23 protein-coding genes are annotated in these 22050 nt (G+C 71.6%); 10 read left to right on the plus strand and 13 right to left on the minus strand.

Translation table 11 applies throughout. From position 1 onward, the window contains the following. Positions 1-8: 8 nt before the first annotated feature. Positions 9-662: an ATP-dependent Clp protease proteolytic subunit gene (locus tag ACIP79_RS36250; RefSeq protein ID WP_401230578.1), complete on the plus strand. Its 654-nt coding sequence runs from the start codon at positions 9-11 to the stop codon at positions 660-662. Between the two features lies 1 nt (position 663). Beyond that, complete coding sequence (locus ACIP79_RS36255) at positions 664-1266, plus strand: ClpP family protease (protein WP_401230581.1); 603 nt, start codon at positions 664-666, stop codon at positions 1264-1266. Positions 1267-1296: 30 nt separating this feature from the next. Here the strand turns inward: ACIP79_RS36255 and ACIP79_RS36260 are convergent, their stop codons facing one another. The 3 genes from ACIP79_RS36260 to ACIP79_RS36270 all read right to left on the minus strand — a co-directional run bounded on the left by ACIP79_RS36260 (position 1297) and on the right by ACIP79_RS36270 (position 3944). Beyond that, positions 1297-1758: a helix-turn-helix domain-containing protein gene (locus tag ACIP79_RS36260; RefSeq protein ID WP_401230584.1), complete on the minus strand. Its 462-nt coding sequence runs from the start codon at positions 1756-1758 to the stop codon at positions 1297-1299. Between the two features lie 114 nt (positions 1759-1872). Further along, on the minus strand, positions 1873-2460 hold the full coding sequence (locus ACIP79_RS36265) for a DinB family protein (RefSeq protein WP_401230587.1): 588 nt from the start codon (positions 2458-2460) through the stop codon (positions 1873-1875). Between the two features lie 101 nt (positions 2461-2561). Next, on the minus strand, positions 2562-3944 hold the full coding sequence (locus ACIP79_RS36270) for a DUF6777 domain-containing protein (protein ID WP_401230590.1): 1383 nt from the start codon (positions 3942-3944) through the stop codon (positions 2562-2564). Between the two features lie 164 nt (positions 3945-4108). Here ACIP79_RS36270 and ACIP79_RS36275 point away from each other — a divergent pair, with 164 nt between their 5' ends. Then, positions 4109-5422, plus strand: coding sequence for a streptophobe family protein (locus ACIP79_RS36275; RefSeq protein ID WP_401230592.1), 1314 nt, complete (start codon positions 4109-4111; stop codon positions 5420-5422). Here the strand turns inward: ACIP79_RS36275 and ACIP79_RS36280 are convergent. The 5 genes from ACIP79_RS36280 to ACIP79_RS36300 form a co-directional block, all read right to left on the minus strand. Continuing rightward, positions 5419-6903 (minus strand): alpha/beta hydrolase, encoded by a 1485-nt coding sequence (locus ACIP79_RS36280; protein WP_401230595.1) that lies wholly within the window; start codon positions 6901-6903, stop codon positions 5419-5421. The two genes, ACIP79_RS36275 and ACIP79_RS36280, sit on opposite strands and share 4 nt — an antisense overlap. A gap of 93 nt (positions 6904-6996) precedes the next feature. Further along, complete coding sequence (locus ACIP79_RS36285; RefSeq protein WP_401230597.1) at positions 6997-8004, minus strand: serine/threonine-protein kinase; 1008 nt, start codon at positions 8002-8004, stop codon at positions 6997-6999. A gap of 36 nt (positions 8005-8040) precedes the next feature. Next, on the minus strand, positions 8041-8622 hold the full coding sequence (locus tag ACIP79_RS36290; RefSeq protein ID WP_401230600.1) for a hypothetical protein: 582 nt from the start codon (positions 8620-8622) through the stop codon (positions 8041-8043). 5 nt (positions 8623-8627) lie between these two features. Beyond that, a complete protein-coding gene (locus tag ACIP79_RS36295) occupies positions 8628-10961 on the minus strand; it encodes an FHA domain-containing protein (protein WP_401230602.1) in 2334 nt (777 codons plus the stop codon). Between the two features lie 152 nt (positions 10962-11113). Further along, entirely contained in the window at positions 11114-11524 is a 411-nt protein-coding gene (locus ACIP79_RS36300; protein WP_387186738.1) for a hypothetical protein, read from the minus strand. A gap of 335 nt (positions 11525-11859) precedes the next feature. On the opposite strand from ACIP79_RS36300, the gene ACIP79_RS36305 reads away from it, so the two are divergent. Together ACIP79_RS36305 and ACIP79_RS36310 are read left to right on the plus strand one after the other, a co-directional pair. After that, entirely contained in the window at positions 11860-12240 is a 381-nt protein-coding gene (locus ACIP79_RS36305; protein WP_401230606.1) for a nuclear transport factor 2 family protein, read from the plus strand. Positions 12241-12315: 75 nt separating this feature from the next. Continuing rightward, positions 12316-12603, plus strand: a complete 288-nt coding sequence (locus ACIP79_RS36310) for a DUF1905 domain-containing protein (protein ID WP_401230609.1) — start codon at positions 12316-12318, stop codon at positions 12601-12603. A gap of 48 nt (positions 12604-12651) precedes the next feature. Here the strand turns inward: ACIP79_RS36310 and ACIP79_RS36315 are convergent, their stop codons facing one another. Then, complete coding sequence (locus ACIP79_RS36315; protein WP_401230612.1) at positions 12652-13581, minus strand: AraC family transcriptional regulator; 930 nt, start codon at positions 13579-13581, stop codon at positions 12652-12654. Positions 13582-13680: 99 nt separating this feature from the next. Here ACIP79_RS36315 and ACIP79_RS36320 point away from each other — a divergent pair, with 99 nt between their 5' ends. After that, complete coding sequence (locus ACIP79_RS36320; RefSeq protein ID WP_401230613.1) at positions 13681-14679, plus strand: oxidoreductase; 999 nt, start codon at positions 13681-13683, stop codon at positions 14677-14679. Here the strand turns inward: ACIP79_RS36320 and mgrA are convergent. Next, entirely contained in the window at positions 14660-15655 is a 996-nt protein-coding gene (gene mgrA / locus ACIP79_RS36325) for an L-glyceraldehyde 3-phosphate reductase (RefSeq protein WP_383689538.1), read from the minus strand. The two genes, ACIP79_RS36320 and mgrA, sit on opposite strands and share 20 nt — an antisense overlap. 161 nt (positions 15656-15816) lie before the next feature. On the opposite strand from mgrA, the gene ACIP79_RS36330 reads away from it, so the two are divergent. Both ACIP79_RS36330 and ACIP79_RS36335 read left to right on the plus strand, forming a co-directional pair. Then, positions 15817-16710: a LysR family transcriptional regulator gene (locus ACIP79_RS36330; RefSeq protein ID WP_401230617.1), complete on the plus strand. Its 894-nt coding sequence runs from the start codon at positions 15817-15819 to the stop codon at positions 16708-16710. 51 nt (positions 16711-16761) lie between these two features. Beyond that, on the plus strand, positions 16762-17262 hold the full coding sequence (locus ACIP79_RS36335; RefSeq protein WP_401230619.1) for a DUF664 domain-containing protein: 501 nt from the start codon (positions 16762-16764) through the stop codon (positions 17260-17262). Between the two features lie 28 nt (positions 17263-17290). On the opposite strand, the gene ACIP79_RS36340 is transcribed toward ACIP79_RS36335, so the two are convergent. Further along, positions 17291-18361 carry an adenosine deaminase gene (locus ACIP79_RS36340; protein ID WP_401230621.1) on the minus strand — a complete coding sequence of 357 codons (1071 nt, stop codon included), beginning with the start codon at positions 18359-18361 and terminating at the stop codon, positions 17291-17293. Between the two features lie 33 nt (positions 18362-18394). Then, positions 18395-18808: a VOC family protein gene (locus tag ACIP79_RS36345; RefSeq protein WP_401230623.1), complete on the minus strand. Its 414-nt coding sequence runs from the start codon at positions 18806-18808 to the stop codon at positions 18395-18397. A gap of 186 nt (positions 18809-18994) precedes the next feature. Here ACIP79_RS36345 and ACIP79_RS36350 point away from each other — a divergent pair, with 186 nt between their 5' ends. Beyond that, on the plus strand, positions 18995-19705 hold the full coding sequence (locus tag ACIP79_RS36350) for a dienelactone hydrolase family protein (RefSeq protein ID WP_401230625.1): 711 nt from the start codon (positions 18995-18997) through the stop codon (positions 19703-19705). 406 nt (positions 19706-20111) lie between these two features. After that, positions 20112-21077 carry an STM4015 family protein gene (locus ACIP79_RS36355; protein WP_401230628.1) on the plus strand — a complete coding sequence of 322 codons (966 nt, stop codon included), beginning with the start codon at positions 20112-20114 and terminating at the stop codon, positions 21075-21077. A gap of 48 nt (positions 21078-21125) precedes the next feature. Here the strand turns inward: ACIP79_RS36355 and ACIP79_RS36360 are convergent, their stop codons facing one another. Then, a complete protein-coding gene (locus ACIP79_RS36360) occupies positions 21126-22031 on the minus strand; it encodes an aldo/keto reductase (protein ID WP_401230631.1) in 906 nt (301 codons plus the stop codon). Positions 22032-22050 lie beyond the last annotated feature (19 nt).

Raw genomic sequence — 22050 nt, forward strand, 5'->3', positions numbered from 1 at the left:
GAGGAACGATGACTCCACTCATGACCGGCTGGGAGCCGGGCCGCGCAGCGCGGGCGGAGGAGGGCGAGACGCCGGCGACCCGCTTCGACGACCATCTGGCCGCGCAGTTGCTCGCGCAGCGGATCGTCCTGCTCGGCACGCAGGTCGACGAGGTCTCCGCGAACCGGGTCTGCGCCCAACTGCTGCTGCTGTCCGCGGAGGACTCGCGGACCGACATCAGTCTCTACATCAACAGTCCGGGCGGATCGGTGACCGCGGGCCTGGCGATCTACGACACGATGCGGCTGATCCCGAACGACGTGTCCACGCTCGCCATGGGGTTCGCGGCCAGCATGGGGCAGTTCCTGCTGAGCGTCGGCTCGCCCGGCAAACGCTTCGCGCTGCCGAACGCGCGGATCATGATGCACCAGCCCTCGGCCGGTATCGGCGGAACCACCGCGGACATCGAGATCCAGGCGCGGAACCTGGAGTTCACGAAGCAGGCCATCGAGCGGATCACCGCGGAGCACACCGGCCAGAGCCAGGAGACGATCTCCCGCGACGGCGACCGCGACCGTTGGTTCACGGCCGAGCAGGCGAAGGACTACGGCATGGTCGACCGGGTCGTGGAGTCGCTCGACGACGTCCGGCCGGCCGCGTCACGACGACGGATGGGACTCTGACATGGGCAGTTACACGATTCCGAACGTCGTCGAGCGGACCCCGCAGGGCGAGCGCTCGTACGACGTCTTCAGCCGGCTGCTGTCCGAGCGGATCATCTTCCTCGGTACGGAGATCGACGACGGGGTCGCCAACGTCGTCATCGCGCAGCTCCTCCACCTGGAGTCGTCGAGCCCGGAGAACGAGATCGCGATCTACATCAACTCGCCCGGGGGATCGTTCACTTCACTCATGGCGATCTACGACACGATGACGTTCGTCCAGGCGCCCATCTCGACGTTCTGTGTCGGGCAGGCGGCGTCCACGGCGGCGGTGCTGCTCGCCGGCGGCGATCCCGGGCGGCGCTTCGTGCTGGAGCACGCGCGCGTGCTGCTCGGGCAGCCGGCGAGCGGCGGACGGCAGGGCACGGTCTCCGACCTCACCCTCCAGGCGAAGGAGATGCTCCGCATCCGCTCGCAGGTCGAGGAGGTCCTCTCCCGGCACACGGGTCATGAGGCCACGACGCTGCGCGCGGACATGGACCGCGACAAGATCTTCACGGCGCGGGAGGCCGTGGCGTACGGGCTCGCGGACGAGGTGCTGAGCCGGCGGTTCGCGGTGGTCTGACCCCGGGGGCGAGCGGCCACCGCGGGCCGGTCAGGCGGCGAGGCACATGCCGTCGTACCTCGAAGGGGTGCCGGCGCGGCTCCGTCCGGGCCCGACCTGGGCGAGGCGCGTGAGCTCGTCCTGGGCGAGCGAGAGCAGGTCCCCGAGGCCCAGGCCGAGGGCACGGGCGGCGGCCGCGAGGACTTCGGAGGAAGCCTCCTTGCGGCCGCGCTCCAGCTCCGAGAGGTACGGCATGGAGATCCGGGCCGCGTCGGCCACGTCCTTGAGCGTGCGCTCCTGGGCGAGCCGCTCGCGCCGCAGTACGTCACCCACCAGGTCGCGCCAGAGCGGCTCCCGGTGCGCTGGGGCCGGCGGCGACTGGCGGGGCGCGAGGACCGGCCGGGCCCGCTGCGGCACACGCGCCGGGGCTGAGGCCGGTGTCTGGGCCGGGGCCGGCGTCGCCGGCGGGCGCAGGGGGATGACGCGGGCTTCGTTCGGCGCTCGGTTGCTCACCTCCTCAGCCTAGAAGCGCTGAGCCGCATGGGAAGGCCCCCGCGTTCCGCTCTCGGGGGAATCGCGCGCCGCCGGTCCCCCGTCGGCGCGCGCTGCTGTCCCCGTCGGCGCGCGCTACTGTCCCACCCGTCCGTCGATCCGTTCGCGCAGGAAATCCGCGTGGCCGTTGTGCCTGGCGTACTCCTCGATCATGTGCACCAGGACCCAACGGAGCTCGACGGGTTCGTCGCCGTCCGTGCCGCTGATCGCGAGATGCGGGGCGCCCGCCACGAAGCGCTCGGCGAAGGAGACCTCGGCACGCCAGGTGTCCCAGGCCTCGGCGACGGCCTCGGGGTTGCCCGTCGCGCCGTCGAAGTCGCCGTCCGGATCGTCGTCGGTGCGGTAGTGCCGGGGTACGTCCTGTCCGGCCATCACCTGGCGGAACCAGTACTGTTCGACCCCGGCCAGATGCCGCACCAGTCCGAGCAGCGACAGGTTCGACGGCTCGGCCGTCCGCCGGGCCATCTCCTCCGCGTCGAGCCCGGCGCACTTCAGCTCCAGGGTGAGCCGCTGGTCCCGCAAATGCCCGACGAGCGTGGGCCGCTCCCCCACGAACCCCTGGTCGGACCGTGGGTCGTCCTGGGGACGCACGAATCTGTCCCGCCACCCGAAGTTCCGTTCCGGCTGGTCGTTACCGGGCTCTGACTCCGCGATGTCGGCCATGCCCATGAGCATCCGGCGCGGGCGAGAGATCCGCCACCGTATTCGCCGTATACACGGTCGGCGGAACACTCCAGCCGCTCACCGAAGCGGTCGACCTGCCTTCACAGTCCCGGGATGGCCGCGGCCTCGGTCACCAGCGAACCGGTCGTCGTCTCGGTCGTCGCCGCGGAGGACGCGTCGTCGGGTGCGGCGGACGAGGACGAGTCCGACGGTGTCGTCGGAGGCTCCGAGGACGGGGGCGGCGAGTCCGACTCGGACTCCGGCGGCGAAGAGGACGGCGCCGATGACGACGAGGAGGGTGCCGAGGGTGTCGAGGAGGACGGCGACGACCTCGCGCACAGGTCGGGCGAGCCGCTCGGCGTCGTACCGGGCGGCGCGGAGACGCACGACGACCGGGAGTCCGGCGCCGAGGACGAGTCGCTCTCCGACGGGAACGGCAGGCGCTCGGGCGGCTCGGTCTTCTCGTCGCGGTCGCCGGTGTCGCCCTTGTGCCGGGCGATCCACTCGTCGCTGTCGGGGTCGAAGATGACGAACACGTTGATGACCGTCGTCGAGGGCGCCACCACCACGACGTTCTGCGAGCGGTACGACGGCCACGAGTCGCCGGTCTGCTTGGGGGTGGTCTTCAGCGGGACCGGCTCCCCCAGCGGGTTGCCGCAGGCGCAGCGGACCCGGGGCAGGCCGTGGTCGTCGACGAGAACGGCGGTGCCCGCCTGGAGGACGGCCTGGTAGCTGGTGGCGGCCCCGTCGCGGTAGCCGTGATTGGTGACCCGGGTGTCGTAGCCCAGCTGTACCGGGGTGAGCGCGCGCAGATAGCCGGGGATCTGCGAGGTCCGCAGGCCCACGACCGAGGCGAACGCGGTGTTCTTCGCCGGATCCTCCTGGAGGAACCTGATCTGCTTCTCCACGTCACAGCTGGAGACGTTGCGGGTGCCGCCGTAGAGGCCGGGGGCCGAACCGTCCACGCCGCGCGTCACGTTGGCGGATTCCGACGGCGCGGACGTGGGGGTTTCATCGGACGGGGTGGAACTGTCGTTCGCCGTCGAGTCCGTGAACGGGTCGGGTCCCGACTTGCCCGCGGCCTGGAGGAAGACCTCTCCCCCGCTCGCGGAGGTCTCGCTGTCGCCGTCGCCGCGGGTGAAGACCAGGCCGAGGACGACGGCGGCCACCACGACGCCGGTGAGCAGCGCGACGCGCGGTGCCGATCTCCACCAGGGCCGGTCGGGGCCCTTGCCCTGCCTGTCCGGGCCGCCGGGCTCGGAGGGTCCGCCCGCCTCGGAGGATCCGCCGGGTCCGTGGGGCCCGGAGGGACCGCCCGTGCCACCACCCGTGCTGCTGCCGCCCGTCCCGCTCGGCGGCCCGGAGGGCACCTGGCCGCTCGGCCGGGTCGGACTCGGTTCGGAGGGGCCCGGCTGGGACGGGCCCGACAAGGGGCCGGAGGGCGGGCCGGTGGGGCGGCCTGAGGACGGCGGTTCGACGCTCACGAGCTCTTCTTCCCGGTGTAGGAATCCCGCGGCACTTCTCACGCTTTGTATGGCTTTCATACACAACGAGCCCATTGTGTGCTCCGGTCCCGCACCCTTCGCAAGCCGACGCGGTCGGCCCCTCCCGGCGGGCGGACCGCGTCGGCGCTGCTTAGCGTGACAGCGTGAGCACCAGAACCCCGTCCGACCAGGCAGTTGTCCGCTCCGGTGGCCGGACGGCCGCCCGCCACGGCTGGCTCCAGGCCCTCCTGACCGTGCTGGCAGGTCTGATCGTCATGGCAGTGGTGGCCGCGCTCGGACTGTGGGCGGCCGGTGCGGCCGACCTGCCCGACAACGCGTTCTGGCGGGTGGTCGCGGCCACCGTCGTCACGGCCGTGGGCGGCACCATCGAGCTCTCGGGCGACGCCGGAGCGATCGCCGGCACACAGGCGGGCCTGACGGTGATCCCCCTGTCCGTCACCCTCGCCGGCGCGCTGGTGTTCGCCGCCGGATTCCTGCGCCCACTGCGCCACCGGGCCGTCGCCGGAACCACCGAACTGGCCGGATGGGCCGGCCGCGTCGCCCTGCTGTGGCTGCTCGCGCTCATCGGCGTCGCGCTGCTCGCCCGGCAGGACTTCCGCGTCTCCCTCGGCGACGGAACGATCGGTGACCTCGGCGATCTCTTCGGCGCCACACCCGAGGTCGGTTTCAGGACCGACATGCCGCCGACGCTCGTCTTCGGCGTGCTGTGGCTCGCGGGCGTCCTCGTCCTCGCCCTGCTGGTCTCCCGCGCGGCCCCGCTGCCGCCCCGGCTGCTGCGCTTCCAGGAGTCGGTGCGTCCGGCCGCGTACGCCATGGTCGCGCTGCTGCTCGCCTACGTCGTCCTGGGTGTCGTCATCGCCCTGGTGACGGCGGTGACGCGCGGGCACGCCACCGAGACGTTCGCCGTGATCCTCCTGGGTCTGCCGAACCTCGTCTGGCTCGCCCTCACGCTGGGGCTCGGCGCCACCTGGACCGGGCGGGTCGACGGGCCCTTCGGGCTGCCGATGCCGGATCTCCTCGACGAGGTGCTGCGCACGCCGGACATCTCCACGCTCAACCTGCGCACCCTCGCCGAGCACGACGGCAGGGTGTGGTGGCTGCTGGTCGTCGACGCGGTGCTGCTTCTGGCGGCCGCGTTCCTGATGGCCGCCCGCTCGCCCGCCCGGATGCGGCTGTGGCAGCACGCCGTGCACATGGCGGTCGCGCTCACGCTGACCGTCCTCATGATCTGCCTCGTGGGCCGGATCTCCGCGAACTACGGCCTGTCGATCCTCGGCATCGGCGACCTCGGCGACGGCCTGAGCGGTGAGCTCTTCCTGCGGCCCGAACTGTGGACGGCGCTCGGGTTCGCCGTGCTGTGGGGGCTGGTCACCGGGTTCCTCGGCGGTCTGCTGGCCAAGCGCGTCCACCGGCGGGGCCGGGTCGGCACCGAGGAACCCGGGGTCCGGGCCGGCTAGCCGCAGTAGGTGTCGCGGGCCGGCCGCTCCCCCGTGGCCAGGTAGTGCGAGACGGTCCGGTCGCCGCACTCGTTGCCGTTGGCGAGATAGGCGTCGTGGCCGGTGGAGTTCACGGTGACCATGGTGGCGCGCCCGCCCAGGGCGTGCCGGAGCTTGAGGGCGCCGCTGAGCGGAGTGGCCACATCGCGTTCGTTCTGGATGAGCAGAATGTTGGAGGGGCCGCGGTCGGTGATGCGTACCGGGGGCTCCTTCGGCGGGAACGGCCAGGCGGCGCAGACCATCGCGTTCCTGGGCATGCCCGCGGTCAGCGGGTACTTCGCCCGGCTCCGGGCGACTCCCTCCTCGTACACGGCGGCGGACCTGGGCCAGGCGACGTCGTTGCAGAGGGTCCAGGCGCCGACCGCGGTGACGTTCTGGAGGACCGGATCCGGCGGCCCGGCGGGGGCCGGGGGTACGGTGCCCCGGCGCGCGGCGAGGATCAGTTGGGCCAGGCCCGGGAAGCGGCTGGGCGCGTAGAGGCTGTCCAGCATGGTCTGGCGCAGCACGTTGCCGTTCAGCTCCTGCGGGTTGGCACCGGGCCAGGGGATCGGTTCGCGGTCCAGCTTCGCGGCGAGGTCCAGGAAGAGCGGCCGTACCTCTCGCGCCGTGTCGGCCAGCCGGTCCGGATTGCCGGGCGCGGAGGCCCACTTGGCGAACTCGGGGAAGGTGTCCTCGACGCCCTGCTCGTGGCCGGCGAGCCAGGCGCGGGCGACCCGGGTGTGGTCGGGGTCGTCGTTGCTGTCCAGCACGAGGCGGTCGGTGCGCCGCGGGAACAACTGGCTGTAGACGGCGCCGACATACGTCCCGTACGAGACACCCCAGGCGGAGAGTCTCCGTTCGCCGAGTGCCGCTCGGACGCGGTCGATGTCGCGGGCGTTGTCGGCGGTGCTGAGGTGCCGGATCAGTTCGCCGCCGTTGCGCGCGCAGGCATCCGACAGTCGCTGTGCGGTGGTCAGGTTCTTGGTGATCGATCCGTCGGGGGCGGGCCAGGGACGCAGTTCGGAGGTGGCGAGGTCGGCGTGGTCGAGGCCGCAGGTGACGGGGGCGGAGCGGCCGACGCCGCGGGGGTCGAACCCGATCAGGTCGTAGGCGTCGCGTACTTCCTGAGGCAGCTTCTGGCCTTTGCCCGAGGGGTTGTTGAGGCTGGACCCGCCGGGCCCGCCGGGGATCAGCAGCAGGGCACCGCGCCGGGCCCGCGGGTTCTCGCTGGGGATCCGGGACACGGCGATGCCGATCTTGGGGCCGCCGGGGTCGGCGTGGTCGAGCGGTACCTCGACGGTCGCGCACTGTTGCCGGGGATCGAGCCCGCTCCCCTCGCACTTCGCCCAGTCGAGCGGCGCGGCCGCACCGGCGGTCGATGCCGACGCGCTGAGCGGTGCGGTGAGACTCAGTACGAAGGCGGAGGCGGCGAGCAGGGCGGCGTTTCGCTTGGTCTTCGTCATACGGACGAGCTTCGCCGACCCTCCTCCGCGGTCACATCCTGCCAACCGGCCTGTGCGCAGGGGGGTTTGCCCCACCGCATGCCGTATCGGTGCTCATCGGGCCGGGAACACCGGCCGGGCCCAGACCGGCGGCTGTGGGGGCGGGCCGAACTCGGGGGCGCCGAGGGCCCGTCCGTCCACCTGGGTCGGCGCGTGCCCGGCGGCCGTCGCTCCGGTCGCGGCGACCCGCAGCGCCGCGACGAACGCGAGGCAGGAGTCGTACCGGCCGTCGGGGCTCTTCGCCAGGGCCTTCGCGAGGACGGCGTCGACGGGGGCGGCGATGTCGGGCCGTTTCTCGGTCAGCGGCGGCGGTTCGTCGTACTGGTGGGCCCACAACAGCGCCATGTCGTCGTCGCGTTGGAAGGGCGGGCGCCCCGCCATCGTCTCGTAGACGACGCAGGCGAGGCTGTAGACGTCGCAGCGGCCGTCGACCGGCTTGCCCGAGATCTGCTCGGGGGCCACGTAGTCGAGGGTGCCGACGAACTGGCCGACGCTCGTGAACCCGGTCAGCGACAGCGACTTCTTCGTCAGGCCGAAGTCCGTGAGGTACACGTGCTCGGGGTGGTCGCTGTCGGTGCCCTGGGCGACCAGGATGTTGCCGGGTTTCACGTCCCGGTGCACCAGCCCGTGGTCGTGGGCCGCGTCGAGCGCGGAGGCGACCTGGACGGCGATCCTGGCGGCCACCTTGACCGGCAACGGGCCCTCGCGGTCGAGGAGATGACGCAGGTCGCGCCCGGCGACGTACCGCATGGCGATGTAGAGGACGCCGTCCGTCTCGCCGGCCTCGAAGACCGGCACGATGTTCGGGTGGTCGATGGCGGCGGCCACCCGCGACTCATGGGTGAAACGGCCGCGGAAGGTGTCGTTGCGGGCCAGTTCCGGCGCGAGCAGTTTGAGGGCGACGGTCCGGTCGAGCCGCAGGTCCTTGGCACGGTAGACGACGGCCATCCCGCCGCGGCCGATCTCCCGCTCGATGCGGTAGCCGGCGATCCGCCGGCCGATCAGGTCGGACGGGCGCCCGGAGAAGAGACTGGTGTCGTGGCGCCCGCCGTCGTCGTCCATGAGCCCTCACTCCGGTCGTCCAGTCCCCCGCAGGCCTCAGTCACGCCGGCCGCCTTCCTCGTACGTCACCACCCGCGTGGGTTCGCGGCCCACCGGGGCCTCCTCCCGTACCGGCTCCCGGGTGGCCGTCGCCGCCGGGCCCCGGTCGGTGGCGATGGTGCTCAGCCGCGTCCCGTCGCAGTACACCCACCGCTCGTGCTCGCCGTCGTACAGCCAGAGGGAATCGCCGTCGACGACGACCCCGATCCGCTGCCCCTGCGTACGGCCGTGGAAGGACGGTCCGTCGAGCCGCCCGGCCGCGAGATCCTCGGCGGCGCTCCGGTAGCGGGAGAGCGCCTCCTCCACGCGGGCGAGGAGCGGCCGGGGGTCGGCTGTGCGGGTGAGCGGACTGCTCGCCGCGGGCGGTGTCTGCGGTACGGCGACGAGCAGGCGGGCGTCGACCCAGGCCGACCAGCCGTTGGCGCACACGGCGCGGCCCCAGTCCCCGGCCCTTTCGGCCAGCTGGACCGGCAGCAGCGCGTCGAGCGCCACCGTGGGCCGGGAGACGTCGGCGGTCTCCCAGGCGGGCAGGCCGTCCCGGGGGACCACGTGGGTGGGGCGGAACTCGGGTGTCGTCATCGCGCCTACTTCCGCATGACAGCGGGTTCACGCCGCCGCAGCAGGCGGATCACGAGGTACCCGAAGACGACCGAGAGCACGACCAGCATGCCCATGTTGATCAGCCAGACGCCGGCCTCGTGCCGGAACAGCGGGTCGCCGGTCAGCTCCCCGGGGACGATCCGGGCCAGCCCGATGGTGGAGGCCATCGCGCCCAGCGCCCAGCGGGAGGGCACCAGCCAGGACAGCTGCTCGATGCCGGGGACGCCGTTCAGTTTCAGCAGCGCGCCGCAGAAGACCACCTGGACGATGGCCAGCAGCACCAGCAGCGGCATCGTGACCTCCTCCTTGCGGACCAGCGCGGAGACGACGAGGCCGAGCATCATTGCGGTGAAGGCGAGCAGCGCGACGGCCAGGGTGATCTCGACGAGCGGCGGCATGAGGACGCCCTCGCCGCCGGGCGAGCCGAGATCGACGCCGAACAGACCGACGAGGGTCAGCACCACGGCCTGGAGCACGGTGATCGTGCCGAGCACCACGACCTTGGACATCAGGTACGCCGATCTGGACAGGCCGACGGCCCGTTCGCGCTGGTAGATGACGCGTTCCTTCACCAGTTCGCGCACGGCGTTGGCCGCGCCCGTCAGGACCCCGCCGACACACAGGATGAGCAACGCGTTCATCGCCGTCTCCTGCGTCAGCCTGCTGCCGGCCAGTGCACGGGCCATCGCGCCCATCACGAACGGCAGCGCGATCATGATGACGAGGAAGGTCCGGTCGGCGCTGAGGGCGGCCACATAGCGGCGGACCAGGGTGCTGAGCTGAGCACCCCAGCTCTGCGGCTTGGGCGGTGGTCCGACGGCGGCGGGCGGGACGGGCTGCGCCTGGGACGGCTGGGAGACGGAGTTGTCGATGTACTGCCGGTGGAAGGCCGACGTCCGGTAGTCCCCCGCCCAGTCCCGGTCGTGGTCCCGCTCGAAGTCCTCGAAGGCCTCGGGCCACTGCTCGTAGCCGAAGAACGCGAGGGCGTCCTCGGGCGGTCCGTAGTAGGCGACCTTCCCGCCGGGCGCGAGCACCAGGAGCCGGTCGCAGACGTCGAGGCTGAGCACGCTGTGGGTGACCACGATGACCGTACGGCCGTCGTCTGCGAGGCCGCGAAGCATGTGCATGACGGAGCGGTCCATGCCGGGGTCGAGGCCGGAGGTAGGTTCGTCGAGGAAGAGCAGGGACGGCTTGGTCAGCAGTTCCAGGGCCACGCTGACCCGCTTGCGCTGGCCGCCGGAGAGGCTGTGGATGGCCTGGTCGGCGCGCTGTTCCAGGCCCAGTTCGCCGATCACCTCGTCGACCCGGGCCCGGCGCTCCGCCTTCGCGGTGTCCTGCGGGAATCGCAGTTCGGCGGCGTAGGTGAGGGCTTTTCGCACGGTGAGCTGCGCGTGCAGGATGTCGTCCTGCGGGACGAGGCCGATGCGCTGGCGCAGTTCGGCGTAGTCGCGGTAGAGGTCGCGGCCGTCGTACAGGACCGTGCCGAGGTCGGCGGGGCGCAGGCCGGTCAGGGCGTTCAGCAGAGTGGACTTTCCGGCCCCGCTCGGGCCCACGACGGCCAACAGACATTTCTCGCCGACCGGAAACGACACCTCGTCCAGAAGCGTCTTGCGGCCGTGGTCGACGGAGACCGTGAGGTCCTGCACGTCGAGGGAGACCTCGCCGGTGTCGACGTACTCCCGCAGCTGGTCTCCGACAAGACAGAAAGCCGAGTGACCTATGCCCACAATGTCACCCTGCGTAACCAACGCACGGTCCACAGGCTGGCCGTTCAGGAACGTGCCGTTGTGGCTGCCGAGGTCGACGATCTCGTACGACCCGTCCGGTCCCGCCCGCAGCTCCGCGTGCCGTCGCGAGACGATCAGGTCGTCGATGACCAGGTCGTTGTCGTCACCGCGGCCGATGCGGACGGTGCGGACGGGGAGCGGGCGCACGCTGGTCGGCTGCCGGAAGGTGCCGGTGGCCGCGGGCAGGGAGGGGGCGGAGGGGCGCTCCGGGGGCCGGTCGACGAGTACCGCCCTAGGGCCGTCGGAGGGGTTCCCGAAGCGGATGACACTGCCTGGTCCGACGCCCCACTCATGGACGCGCCGGCCGTCGGCGAACGTGCCGTTCGTGCTGTTCTCGTCCTCGATCGTCCAGTGGTCGGCCTCGGGGCGCAGTACCGCGTGGTGCCAGGAGACCCGGGCGTCGTCGATGAAGACGTCGCTCAGGGGGTCGCGGCCCACGTGGTAGTCGCGGCTGGGAGTCATCACCGTGGAGCCCGTCTCGGTTTCGAGTACGAGTTCGGGCGCGATGGGCACGACGGGCCGGTCTGCCATGCCCCAATTCTAGCTATTCGTCCATATATTCGCCTGGCGGATGCCGTGGCCGGCAGGCGATCGACGGGCGACGGGCAGGCGCGGGTGGCTCCACGACCTGGACGGGCGAGGCGGCACGGGAGGAAGGGAGGGCGGCGGCGTCCGAGCCGCGGTCAGGCCGCCGAGGTGCCGAGCACGGCCGCGGTCCGCTGCATGCGGCGCGCGTCCACCGACTCGGCCATCAGCTCGTACTCGGTGGTGTCGTCGTTGGTGGCGATGCGGACGAGCTTGCCTGCGGCCAACTCCTCGGCCACCAGCTCCTGTTGCAGCGTGTCGCCGCACCAGGCCCGCAGCACGGTCGGCACGTCCGGGACGGTCGAGCCCACCGGCGCGATCGAGTTCGGCGGGAAGGTCGGATCCTCGGGCTGCGGGTCCAGCCGCTCCGCCATCCACGCGGCACGGTCCCGCATCCACCACAGCGCCAGCGCCAGGGTGGGCGCGCGGTACGTGCCCAGGGGTACGCCGACGCGCTGACCGCCGCATATTCCATAGGCGGTGACATAGCACAGAAATTCGTCGTGCACGATCGCTCCCCCATCGCGTCACTCGCTGCCGGTACTGCCTCGCTTTCCCTGCGGCTCGCCTGCGGTGCATGATGGCGCTGTACGGGCTTGGCTGAATTGCCCGTGTTTTGAGTATCGCCACTCCTGACACTCTGTCACCACGCCATTCCAGCCAGTCTCCTGGCATATTCGACGCCGCCGTTGGCCGAAACGCACCGTGCCTGCCTTACCTCGGAGGTAATCGACGGCTCGAAGGGCCCCCGGGCATGGTTGCGGTACCGGATCCCAGCGGCGCACCGCCCACTGGATCCGGGCCCCGACCAGTGCGAACCCGTCCCGATGGAGGCTGAGCAACCATGTCCGCAAGCAACGACCGATACGAGAGTGCCGTCACCCGCTACTTCGAGGCCTGGAACGCCGGTGAGCGCGACGCGCTCGCGAAGGCGGTCGCCGCCGCGTGGGCCGTGGACGGCGGCTACACCGACCCGCTGGCCGAGGTCCGCGGCCACGAGCAGCTCGCCGCCGTGATCGCCGCGGCGCACGCGCGGTTCCCCGGTTTCGCCTTCCGCCTCGCGGGCCCGGTCGACGGACATCACGACATCGCCCGCTTCGGCTGGGAGCTGGTCGACGAGGCGGACGGTTCGGCGCCCGTCGCCGGATTCGACGTGATCACCCTCGACGACGAGGACCGCATCCGGAGCGTGCACGGATTCCTTGACCGCGTCCCGGCTCCGTGACCGCCGCGGCCCGGCGATGAGTTTCCCGGCCCGCGGGAGTCCCTTGAGCAGGACACCGCGGAGAGGGAGAGGCCCATGAGCACCGAGAGCAAGGTGGACGCGTATTTCACCGCCGTCCTGCGCAAGCGTCCCGAAGCCGGCAGCTGGACCTATGTGAAATGGCCCGAGTCCGTCGCGTTCTTCGGGACCCGCGGACTGGTCAAGGTCAGCGGCACCATCGACGGCCATCCCTTCCGCAGCTCCTTCATGGCGCTGGGAGACGGCACCCACATGCTGCCGGTGAAGGCCGAGGTGCGCCGAGCGATCGGGAAGGAGGAGGGCGCGACGGTGACGGTACACCTGGAGGAGCGGCTCAACGGGTGACGCGATCCCGTGCTCGGTGCAGGCCTTTGACGCACCGGCTCCTACGGCTCAGGACGTGGCCGCCGCTCGGGCCGCGTCACGGTAGCGCTTCGGAGCGATGCCGGTCGTGCGCTTGAAGGCGTTGCTGAACGCGCTCTCCGAGGTGTAGCCGACCCGCTGGGCGAGGGCGGACACCGACGACTCGCCGTCCCGCAGGGCGCGCCGGGCCAGGCTCATCCGCCAGTCGAGCAGGTAGGTCAGGGGCGGCACGCCGGCCACCGCCCGGAAGCGCTCGGAGAAGGTGGTCCGCGACATCGACGCCGCCCTGGCGAGTTCCTCCAGCTGCCAGGGGTGGCCCGGCTCGGCGTGCATCAGGCGCAGGGCGGGGGCGATGCGGTCGTCGGCGAGGGCCCTGAGCCGTCCGGCCGGGAGCGCGTCGGCGTCCGCGAGGTAGGCGCGCAGGACCTGGACGAACATCAGCTGGGCGAGCTGGTCGGACGCGAAGTCGGCCCCGGCGTGCCCGGCGGTCAGTTCGTGGACGAGCTGGTCGAGCAGCCAGCCCAACACGGGCGCCTCGTCCGCCGCGGCGCGGACGTGCATCAGCGGCGGCAGCGCGTGCAGCAGCAACTCCTCGCCGGAGCGCCCCAGTTCGACATGGCCGCCGATGGAGACGACGTCCGCGCCGTCGCCGAGCCGGACCATGGGTCCGGCCGCGTCGGCGAAGAGCGTCGAGGCGTCGGACGGCTCCAGCGCCGGATCGCTGGAGATCACGAAGGGCCGGCCGCCGTCGAAGACGGCCACATCACCGGCTTCCAGCAGCACGGCTTCGGGCAGGCCGTCGAGGGCCACCCAGAACCTCCCCCGGACCACCGCGGTGATCTTGAGCCGGCCGGGCCGGGGAAAGCGCAGGGCCCAGTCGCCGCCGGCGGTGAACCCGCCGGAGACGACACACCGGGCGTCGGTGAGGGCGAGGGTGTCGGACAGCGGATCGGCAGGCATATCCGTACTATCGCGCAAGTAATGCGGACTCGCAAGCATTCATCGTCCGGATCTTCGGTCATACGGTTGCGGGGACAGCCACTGAAGGAGATCCGAGTCATGACCACCGTCCAAGAACCCCTGCACTCCGGCTTCGGCGCCGCGTCCACCGCCGAGGACGTCATCAAGGGCCTCGACCTGACCGGCAGGGTCGCCGTAGTCACCGGAGGCTATTCCGGTATCGGCCTGGAGACCGCGCGCGTGCTGCGGTCGGCGGGTGCCGAGGTCGTCGTACCGGCGCGGGACACCGACCGGGCGCGGGCCGCGCTGAAGGGGGTGGACGGCGTGGAGGTCGAGGCGATGGATCTGCTCGACCCCGCCTCCGTCGACGCCTTCGCCGAGCGCTTCCTCACCTCGGGGCGACCGCTGCACATCCTCGTGAACAGCGCGGGCATCATGGCGACCCCGCTGACGCGCGACGCACGGGGCTACGAGGCGCAGTTCGCCACCAACCACCTCGGCCACTTCCAGCTGACCGCCCGGCTGCGGCCCGCGCTGCGGCTGGCCGGCGGGGCCCGGGTCGTCTCGGTGTCCTCCTGGGGACACCGCTTCTCCCCCGTGGTGTTCGACGACCCGCACTTCGAGCGCCGCGAGTACGACCGCTGGGCCGCCTACGGCCAGTCCAAGACGGCCAACATCCTGTTCGCGGTCGGCCTGGACGCCCGCGCGAAGGCCGAGGGGGTGCGGGCCTTCTCCCTCCACCCGGGGAGCATCGTCGAGACCAACCTCAAGAAGTACCTCGCCGAGGAGGATCTCAAGGCCGTCGGTGTGCTCGACGACGACGGGCGGCCGGTGCTGGACCCGGCACGCCAGCTGAAGACCGTCGAGCAGGGAGCGGCCACCAGTGTCTGGTGCGCCACCAGCCCCCTGCTCGACTCCCTGGGCGGCCTGTACTGCGAGAACAGCGACGTCGCACCCCCCATGTCACTGGAGGAGGGGCGCGCCTGGACCCTCATGAACAGGTCCTGGAACGCGGGCGTGCTGCCCTACGCCGTCGACCCCGAGGCGGCCGACCGGCTCTGGGAGCTCAGCGAGCGTCTCACTGACCGGCCGGCTTGAGGATCGCGTCGATCCGGGCCAGCTCCTCCGGGTCGAAGTCCAGGGCGCGGGTGGCCGTCACGCTGTCCTCCAGCTGCCGGGTGCTGCTCGCGCCGATGAGCGCGGAGGTCACCCGGCCGCCGCGCAGCACCCAGGCCAGCGCCAGCTGGGCCAGCGACTGGCCACGGGACTTGGCGACCTCGTCGAGGGCCCGCAGCTGTGCCACCAGGTCCTCGGTGAGCGTGTCCGCGGTCAGGAACGGGCTGTCGCTCGCCGCCCGCGAGTCCTCCGGGATCCCGTCGAGGTAGCGGCTGGTCAGCAGCCCCTGGTCCAGCGGCGAATAGGCGATGGAGCCGATCCGCAGCTCGTCCAGGGTGTCCAGGAGCTCTTCGGCGCGGCGGTCGAGCATCGAGTAGCGCGGCTGGTGGATGAGGAGCGGGGTGCCCAGTTCGCCCAGGATGCGGGCGGCCTCGCGGGTCTGCTCCGGCGAGTAGTTGGAGACGCCGACGTACAGCGCCTTGCCCTGCTGGACCGCCGAGTGCAGGGCGCCCATCGTCTCCTCCAGGGGAGTCTCCGGGTCGGGGCGGTGCGAGTAGAAGATGTCCACGTAGTCGAGGCCCATGCGGCTCAGGCTCTGGTCGAGAGAGGACAGCACGTACTTGCGCGAGCCCCATTCGCCGTACGGGCCCGGCCACATCAGGTAGCCGGCCTTGGTGGAGATGACCAGCTCGTCGCGGTAGGGCCCGAAGTCCGCCTTCAGGGCCTCCCCGAGGGCGGACTCGGCGGCGCCGGGCGGCGGGCCGTAGTTGTTCGCCAGGTCGAAGTGGGTGACGCCGAGGTCGAAGGCGCGGCGCAGGATCGCACGCTGGGTCTCCGCGGGCCGGTCGGGGCCGAAGTTGTGCCACAGGCCGAGCGACAGCGCGGGGAGCTTCAGACCGCTGCGTCCGGTGCGCCGGTAGGGCATGTCCGCGTAGCGGTCGGTGTGTGCGGTGTACAACGTGGACTCCTGAGATGCCGGGAAAATCAGGTCTCCACTCTCGCGCGCGGCCGGGGCAACGGTCCAACGGGAGAATCGGATGAGATTCAGCGCCGGTGCTTCTCAATCGGCTCGATCGACGACGCCGCCGGCCTGCCGGGCGGCGGCTACCCTTGCGCCTCATGGAACTGCGCCATCTCCAGCACTTCGTCGCCGTCGCCGAGGACCAGCACTTCACCCGGGCGGCCGAACGGCTGATGGTGTCGCAGTCGGGCCTGTCGTCCTCGATCCGCGCCCTGGAACGGGAGCTCCAGGCCCCGTTGTTCGTCCGTACCACCCGCCGCGTCACGCTCACGGCGGCCGGGCGGGCGCTGCTCGGCGAGGCGGAGCGGATCCTGGCTCAGGTGCGCTCGGCCCACGACGCCGTGGCGGCGGTCCAGGGCGTGCTGCGCGGCTCGCTCACCCTCGGCGCCGAACAGTGCATCGCCGGGGTGCACGTGGCCACGCTCCTCGCCGCGTTCCGCCGTCGCCATCCCGACGTCGAGATCTGCCTGCGGCAGGCGGGGTCCGGGGCCCTGGCCGAGGAGGTCGCCGCCGGGCGGCTCGACCTGGCCTTCGCCGTGCGGACCCAGGCGGACACCGACCAGCTGCGTTCGGTGCCGCTGACCAGCGAACCGATGACCGTGCTCTGCCATCCGACGCACCGGCTGGCGACCGCCGCGGTCCTCACGCCCGAGGAACTGGGCGGCGAGGACTTCGTCGACTTCCATCCCGACTGGGGACCGCGCCTCACCACCGACGCGGCCTTCGCCGCGGCGGGCGTCCACCGGACGGTGACACTTGAGGTCAACGACGTCCACAGCCTCCTCGAACTCGTCCAGGAAGGCCTCGGAATAGCCGTCGTGCCGCGGCACTTCAGCGTCAAGCGCGAGGCCGGCGGTCTCACCGCCCTCCCCTTCAAGGGCGTCATGGAGGCGTCGTACGAGACCGTCGCCATGCTGCCTCCGGTGGACGCCACCAGCCCGGCGGCGCGGGCCCTGATGGTCCTGCTCGACGCCCCGGACGAGAGGGTCTGACAACTCCCGGAGTGCCTCGCACGAGGGAGCCGGATGCGCGATGGTGGACACATGCATGCCAAGGACATCCTCATCGACGCGTACAGCCGGATCCAGGAAGAGGTGCACACCGCGGTCGACGGGCTGTCTCCGGACCGCCTCAACACCCCGCCCGCCGTCGGCGCCAACTCGATCTCCTGGCTGATCTGGCACCTCACCCGCGTCCAGGACGACCATGTCGCCGACGCCGCCGGCCTCGAACAGGTCTGGCTCGCCGAGGGCTGGGCCGACCGCTTCGCCCTGGGGCTCCCCGACGGGGACACCGGATACGGGCACACACCCGAGCAGGTCGCCCAGGTCCGGGTGGATTCGGGCGACCTGCTACTGGGGTACTACGACGCCGTGCACGAGCAGACGCTCGGTTTCCTGCGCGGATCGGCCGCCAAGGACCTGGAACGCGTGGTGGACGAGCGCTGGGACCCGCCGGTCACCCTGAGCGTGCGCCTCGTGAGCGTGGTGGCCGACGATCTCCAGCACGTCGGCCAGGCGGCGTACGTGCGGGGGCTGGTCTAGTACCGCGGAGGCGACGGCCGGACGGCTTTCAGAGCGCGGCCTCGTAGCCGGGCAGGACCACGTCTCGGATGAGGGCGTTGCGCTCGTCGAACGGGATGAAGGCGCTCTTGAGGGCGTTCACGGTGACCGTGCGCAGGTCCCGTACCGTCCAGCCCGCCTCCTCGACCAGCAGCGCCATCTCCCGGGTCATCGTCGTCCCCGACACCAGACGGTTGTCGGTGTTGAGGGTGACCCGGAAGCCGAGGTCGCGCAGGGCGGTGATGGGGTGCTCGGCGATGGAGGCCGCCGCGCCGGTCTGGAGGTTGGACGTCGGGCACATCTCCAGGGCGATCCGGCGGTCGCGGACCACGCCCGCGAGGCGGCCGAGCTTGCCGTCCACGATGTCCTCGGTGATGCGGACGCCGTGGCCGATGCGCTGGGCCCCACAGACCTGGAGTGCCTGGTGGATGCTGGCCAGGCCGTGGGCCTCACCGGCGTGGATGGTGAACAGCACGTTCTCGCGGCGCAGATGCTCGAAGGCGGCCAGGTGGTCGGCGGGCGGGAAGCCGTCCTCGGCGCCGGCGATGTCGAAGCCGACGACGCCGCCGTCCCTGAAGGCCACCGCGAGGTCCGCGATCTCCCGAGTCCGGTCGAACATCCGCATCCCGCACAGCAGCGTGCCGACACGTACCGGGGTGCCGGCGGCGGCCGCCTTGGCCATGCCCGCCGCCAGGCCCTCCTGCACGGTCTCGACGACCTCGGGCAGGTTCAGTCCGCCGTTCAGCATCAGCTCGGGCGCGTACCGGACCTCGCCGTAGACGACGCCGTCGGCGGCCAGGTCGAGGACGTACTCCTCGGCGGTGCGCAGCAGCCCCTCGCGGCTCTGCATCACCGCGAGGGTGTGTTCGAAGGTGGCGATGTAGCGCACCAGGTCACCGGAGTTGGCGGCCTCGAAGTACCAGGCCGCGAGGGCGTCCGGGTCGGTGGTGGGCAGGGTGTGGCCTACCGAGTCCGCGAGCTCCACGAGGGTGGCGGGGCGCAGGCCGCCGTCGAGGTGGTCGTGCAGGACGGCCTTGGGGAGCCGGCGGATGGTGTCGATATCGGTGCGGGGCGCGGTCATGCGTGTGTTTCCTCGGCAGGTCGGTTCGATGGGTCAGGCGTCGGGGGCGGGCTGGAGCAGGTCCCAGCGGTTGCCGTACAGGTCCTCGAAGACGACGACCGAGCCGTACGGTTCGTGGCGCGGCTCCTCCAGGAAGGTCACGCCCGCCGCGCGCATCCGGTCGTGGTCGCGGGCGAAGTCGTCGGTGTGCAGGAAGAAGCCCACGCGCCCGCCGGTCTGGTCGCCGACCCGGGCTCGCTGTGCCTCGTCCTTGGCGCGGCCGAGCACCAGCCCGGTGCCGTGGCCCGCCGCGTCCTCGCCGCCCGTTCCGGGTTCGACGACGACCCAGCGGGAACCGTCCGGCCGCGGAGTGTCCTCGACGAGCCGGAAGCCGAGGGCCTCGGTGTAAAAGCGGATCGCCTCGTCGTAGTCGTCGACCACGAGGGTGACCAGGGCGACGCGTCTCATCAGGGTCCCTCCGAGGAGTCAGGGGTTATACGTAACACGTAGGGTACGTCATTCCGGCGGGGCGGGTGATCGGCGGAGCCGCGGGCCGGGAGAAGCGGGCCCAGGTAGCCGTGGCATGGTGGAGATCGACTCGGGGCCGGTCCCGCCGTGCCCCACCTGACGCCACCCCCACAGGAGTTGACCGCCATGTCCGAGCTGCCGAAGTCGACCGGCGCCCCCGCCCGTCAGAACGTGACGTTCCCCAGCGCCGGGGACACCGCGCACGGCTATCTGGCGCTGCCGCCGTCCGGGCAGGGGCCCGGCGTGATCGTCATCCAGGAGTGGTGGGGTCTCACCGATCACATCGCGGACGTCGCGGACCGGCTGGCGGCGGAGGGTTTCGTGGCCCTCGCACCCGACCTCTACGGCGGCAACGTCGCCCACGACAGCGACGAGGCGCTGCGGATGATGAAGGAGCTGCCGGTGTCGCGTGGGGTGGAGCTGCTCTCCGGCGCGGTCGACCACCTTCTCGGGCTGCCCGAGGTCACCTCCGCCACGGTGGGTTCGGTCGGCTTCTGCATGGGCGGCGGCTTCGTCCTGTACCTGGCCGCGGCGGATCCCCGGGTCACCGCGGCGGTGCCGTTCTACGGTGTCATCCGGGGCGAACTGCCCGACTTCTCCGGCCTGAAGGCACAGGTGCAGGGCCACTACGGCGAACTCGACACGAGCATTCCCGAGGAGAGCCTCGATCGCCTGGGCGAGGCGATCGAGCGGCAGTCCGGCATCACCGCGGACCTGCGTCTGTACCCCGCCCAGCACGCCTTCTTCAACGACGGACGTCCGAGCGTCTACGACCCCGAGTCGGCCGAGAAGGCGTGGCAGAGCACGGTGGCCTTCCTGCGCGAGCAGTTGGGCTGAACCTCCTGAGCCTCCCCGAGGGGCCGCCCGCCTGACTGTGGTGGACCTGCACCACCTGGTCGGCGGCGAGACCGCGGCGAGACTCCGTGCGCGGTCGGCGAGGGTCGCGGCGCGGCTGCCACGAGGGGCTGCCGCGCCTCGCCCACGGAGTGCGGGTGCCTGCGGCCCAGGTACGGCGCGGTCGCCGGGGTCGCCGGGGTCGCCGGGGTCGAAGCGTGCCGGCAGACGCACCGCGAGGTCGGGGAGCTTGCGGGTACGCACCTTTCGGCGCCGCGCCGCCGAGCGTGCCGCGCGGTTTCTGGGCCGGCTCCCGGGCCACCGGTCGCACCGGCACGTTGTCAGTCGCTGTTGGTAGAACTGCTGCACGCGCCACCCCCTGACACATCGCACGGCAGGAGCAGCCCGGATGAGAACCCAGGACAGCCACCTCGACGAGCTGTACGGCCTCCCTGCCTTCACGTTTCCCTCGCCCGGCGAAGGAACAGGGCTGCCCGAACCCGACGTCGTGGCCTGGCGGATCGGCCACGAGAGGTGGAAATCCGAGGACCTGTGGGTGGAGGCCTTCGACTGTTTCTGCGCCGAAGTCGACATCACGCGGGTCCGCGCTCTGATCGTCGGGTGCTGGGAGGACCCGGAAGACACCGATCCGTCCGAGGTCATCGAAGCGCTGTTGGCCGTGCGTGACCGGATGCCCGCCCTGCGGTCGGTGTTTCTGGGGGACATCACGGACCAGGAGTGTCACATCTCCCGGATCAGTCAGACCGACGTCACACCGTTGCTGACCGGCTTCCCCGCACTGGAGGAATTCGGCGTGCGCGCGGGAGAAGGCAGCAGCCTGGGACAGATACTGAGGCTGGAGTTCCCCGCCCTGCGCCACGACGCGCTGCGCAGACTGACGGTGGAAAGCAGTGGTCTGCCGGTGAACGTCGTCCGCGGTGTGGGGGCGAGCGAACTGCCCGCGCTGGAGCACCTCGACCTGTGGCTGGGCGGCTCGGATTTCGGAGCCGACTGTGAGGCCGCCGATCTGGAGCCGATCCTGACCGATGCCCGGTTGCCCCGGCTGCGGCACCTGGCCCTGCGCAACAGCGAGATCCAGGACGAGGTCGCCGCCGCCGTGGCGTCCGCCCCGGTGGTCGCCCGACTCGAGGTGCTCGACCTGTCCATGGGCACCCTGACCGACGACGGCGCGGCCGCCCTTCTCCACGGCCAACCTCTGACCCACCTCACGAGACTGGACCTGCACCACAACTACCTCAGCGAGCCCATCAGGCAGCGCATACGCGGGACGCTCGAACCCGCGGGTGTCACGGTGGACCTCGACCAGGAAGACGCCGAGTCGCACACTATCTGTGTGGGCCCACTCAGCTACTGAGTGAGGGTGCGAGCGGCCGGGAAGCGGCTCGTGAAGGGGCGGGTCGGCTCACTTCCCTCGCGTGTGGCGCGCGTCGAGGCGGGCCGTTTCGGTGTCGGTGAGCCGCAGGGCGCCCGCGGCCACGTTCTCCGTGAGGTGGTCCGGGTTCCCGGTGCCGGGGATGGCGAGGACGTGTGGGCCCTGCCGCAGCGTCCAGGCGAGCCGGACCTGCGCGGGAGTCGCGCCGTGCGCACGCGCGACGGCGGCGACCTCGTCGTCCGCGGTGCCGCTCGCGCCCCGCGCGCCACCCTTGCCCGCGATGGCGAAGAACGGCACGAACGCGATGCCCTGTTCGCCGCAGGCCCGCACCACGGCGTCGGTCTCGGGGTCCGGGAAGTCGAGACCGTACTGGTTCTGCACGCTCACCACGGGCGCGATGGCCCGCGCCTCGGCGAGGTGCCTGGACTCGATCCCGGAGACGCCGAGGTGCCGGATCAGGCCGGCGTCCCGCAGTTCGGCGAGCGCGCCGAAGTGCTCCGCGATGGAGTCCTGCCGCATCCGGCGCAGGTACACGACGTCGAGGTGGTCACGGCCGAGCTGGCGCAGGTTCTCCTCGACCTGGCCGCGCAGTTGGTCCGGCCTGGCGGCGGTGCCCCACTCTCCGGAGAACTCACGGTGCGGCCCCACCTTCGTGGCGATGACCAGGCCTTCCGGGTACGGGGCGAGCGCGCTGTTGATCAGTTCGTTCGCGGAACGCAGCGAGGAGAAGTAGAAGGCGGCGGTGTCGATGTGGTTGACGCCGAGTTCGATCGCCTGCCGCAGCACGGCCGTCGAGCGCCCGCGGTCGCTCGGCTCTCCGTGGTGGAAGGCCGCGCTGCCCGTCAGCCGCATCGCGCCGAACCCGATGCGGTTGACGGGCAGATCTCCGAGATTCCAGGTGCCCGCGGCTGCCGCGGTGATCTGCTCTGAGGTCATCGCGGCAGCTTCGCACAGG

Source organism: Streptomyces sp. NPDC088747 (genome assembly GCF_044751025.1).
Taxonomy (GTDB): domain Bacteria; phylum Actinomycetota; class Actinomycetes; order Streptomycetales; family Streptomycetaceae; genus Streptomyces.

Coding starts and splice junctions, on each gene's coding strand:
- ACIP79_RS36250 (WP_401230578.1), top strand. CDS start 9: ATGACTCCACTCATGACCGGCTGGGAGCCGGGCCGCGCAGCGCGGGCG.
- ACIP79_RS36255 (WP_401230581.1), top strand. CDS start 664: ATGGGCAGTTACACGATTCCGAACGTCGTCGAGCGGACCCCGCAGGGC.
- ACIP79_RS36265 (WP_401230587.1), bottom strand. CDS start 2,460: ATGGCCGACATCGCGGAGTCAGAGCCCGGTAACGACCAGCCGGAACGG.
- ACIP79_RS36280 (WP_401230595.1), bottom strand. CDS start 6,903: ATGACGAAGACCAAGCGAAACGCCGCCCTGCTCGCCGCCTCCGCCTTC.
- ACIP79_RS36285 (WP_401230597.1), bottom strand. CDS start 8,004: ATGGACGACGACGGCGGGCGCCACGACACCAGTCTCTTCTCCGGGCGC.
- ACIP79_RS36290 (WP_401230600.1), bottom strand. CDS start 8,622: ATGACGACACCCGAGTTCCGCCCCACCCACGTGGTCCCCCGGGACGGC.
- ACIP79_RS36295 (WP_401230602.1), bottom strand. CDS start 10,961: ATGGCAGACCGGCCCGTCGTGCCCATCGCGCCCGAACTCGTACTCGAA.
- ACIP79_RS36305 (WP_401230606.1), top strand. CDS start 11,860: ATGTCCGCAAGCAACGACCGATACGAGAGTGCCGTCACCCGCTACTTC.
- ACIP79_RS36310 (WP_401230609.1), top strand. CDS start 12,316: ATGAGCACCGAGAGCAAGGTGGACGCGTATTTCACCGCCGTCCTGCGC.
- ACIP79_RS36315 (WP_401230612.1), bottom strand. CDS start 13,581: ATGCCTGCCGATCCGCTGTCCGACACCCTCGCCCTCACCGACGCCCGG.
- ACIP79_RS36320 (WP_401230613.1), top strand. CDS start 13,681: ATGACCACCGTCCAAGAACCCCTGCACTCCGGCTTCGGCGCCGCGTCC.
- ACIP79_RS36330 (WP_401230617.1), top strand. CDS start 15,817: ATGGAACTGCGCCATCTCCAGCACTTCGTCGCCGTCGCCGAGGACCAG.
- ACIP79_RS36335 (WP_401230619.1), top strand. CDS start 16,762: ATGCATGCCAAGGACATCCTCATCGACGCGTACAGCCGGATCCAGGAA.
- ACIP79_RS36340 (WP_401230621.1), bottom strand. CDS start 18,361: ATGACCGCGCCCCGCACCGATATCGACACCATCCGCCGGCTCCCCAAG.
- ACIP79_RS36345 (WP_401230623.1), bottom strand. CDS start 18,808: ATGAGACGCGTCGCCCTGGTCACCCTCGTGGTCGACGACTACGACGAG.
- ACIP79_RS36350 (WP_401230625.1), top strand. CDS start 18,995: ATGTCCGAGCTGCCGAAGTCGACCGGCGCCCCCGCCCGTCAGAACGTG.
- ACIP79_RS36355 (WP_401230628.1), top strand. CDS start 20,112: ATGAGAACCCAGGACAGCCACCTCGACGAGCTGTACGGCCTCCCTGCC.
- ACIP79_RS36360 (WP_401230631.1), bottom strand. CDS start 22,031: ATGACCTCAGAGCAGATCACCGCGGCAGCCGCGGGCACCTGGAATCTC.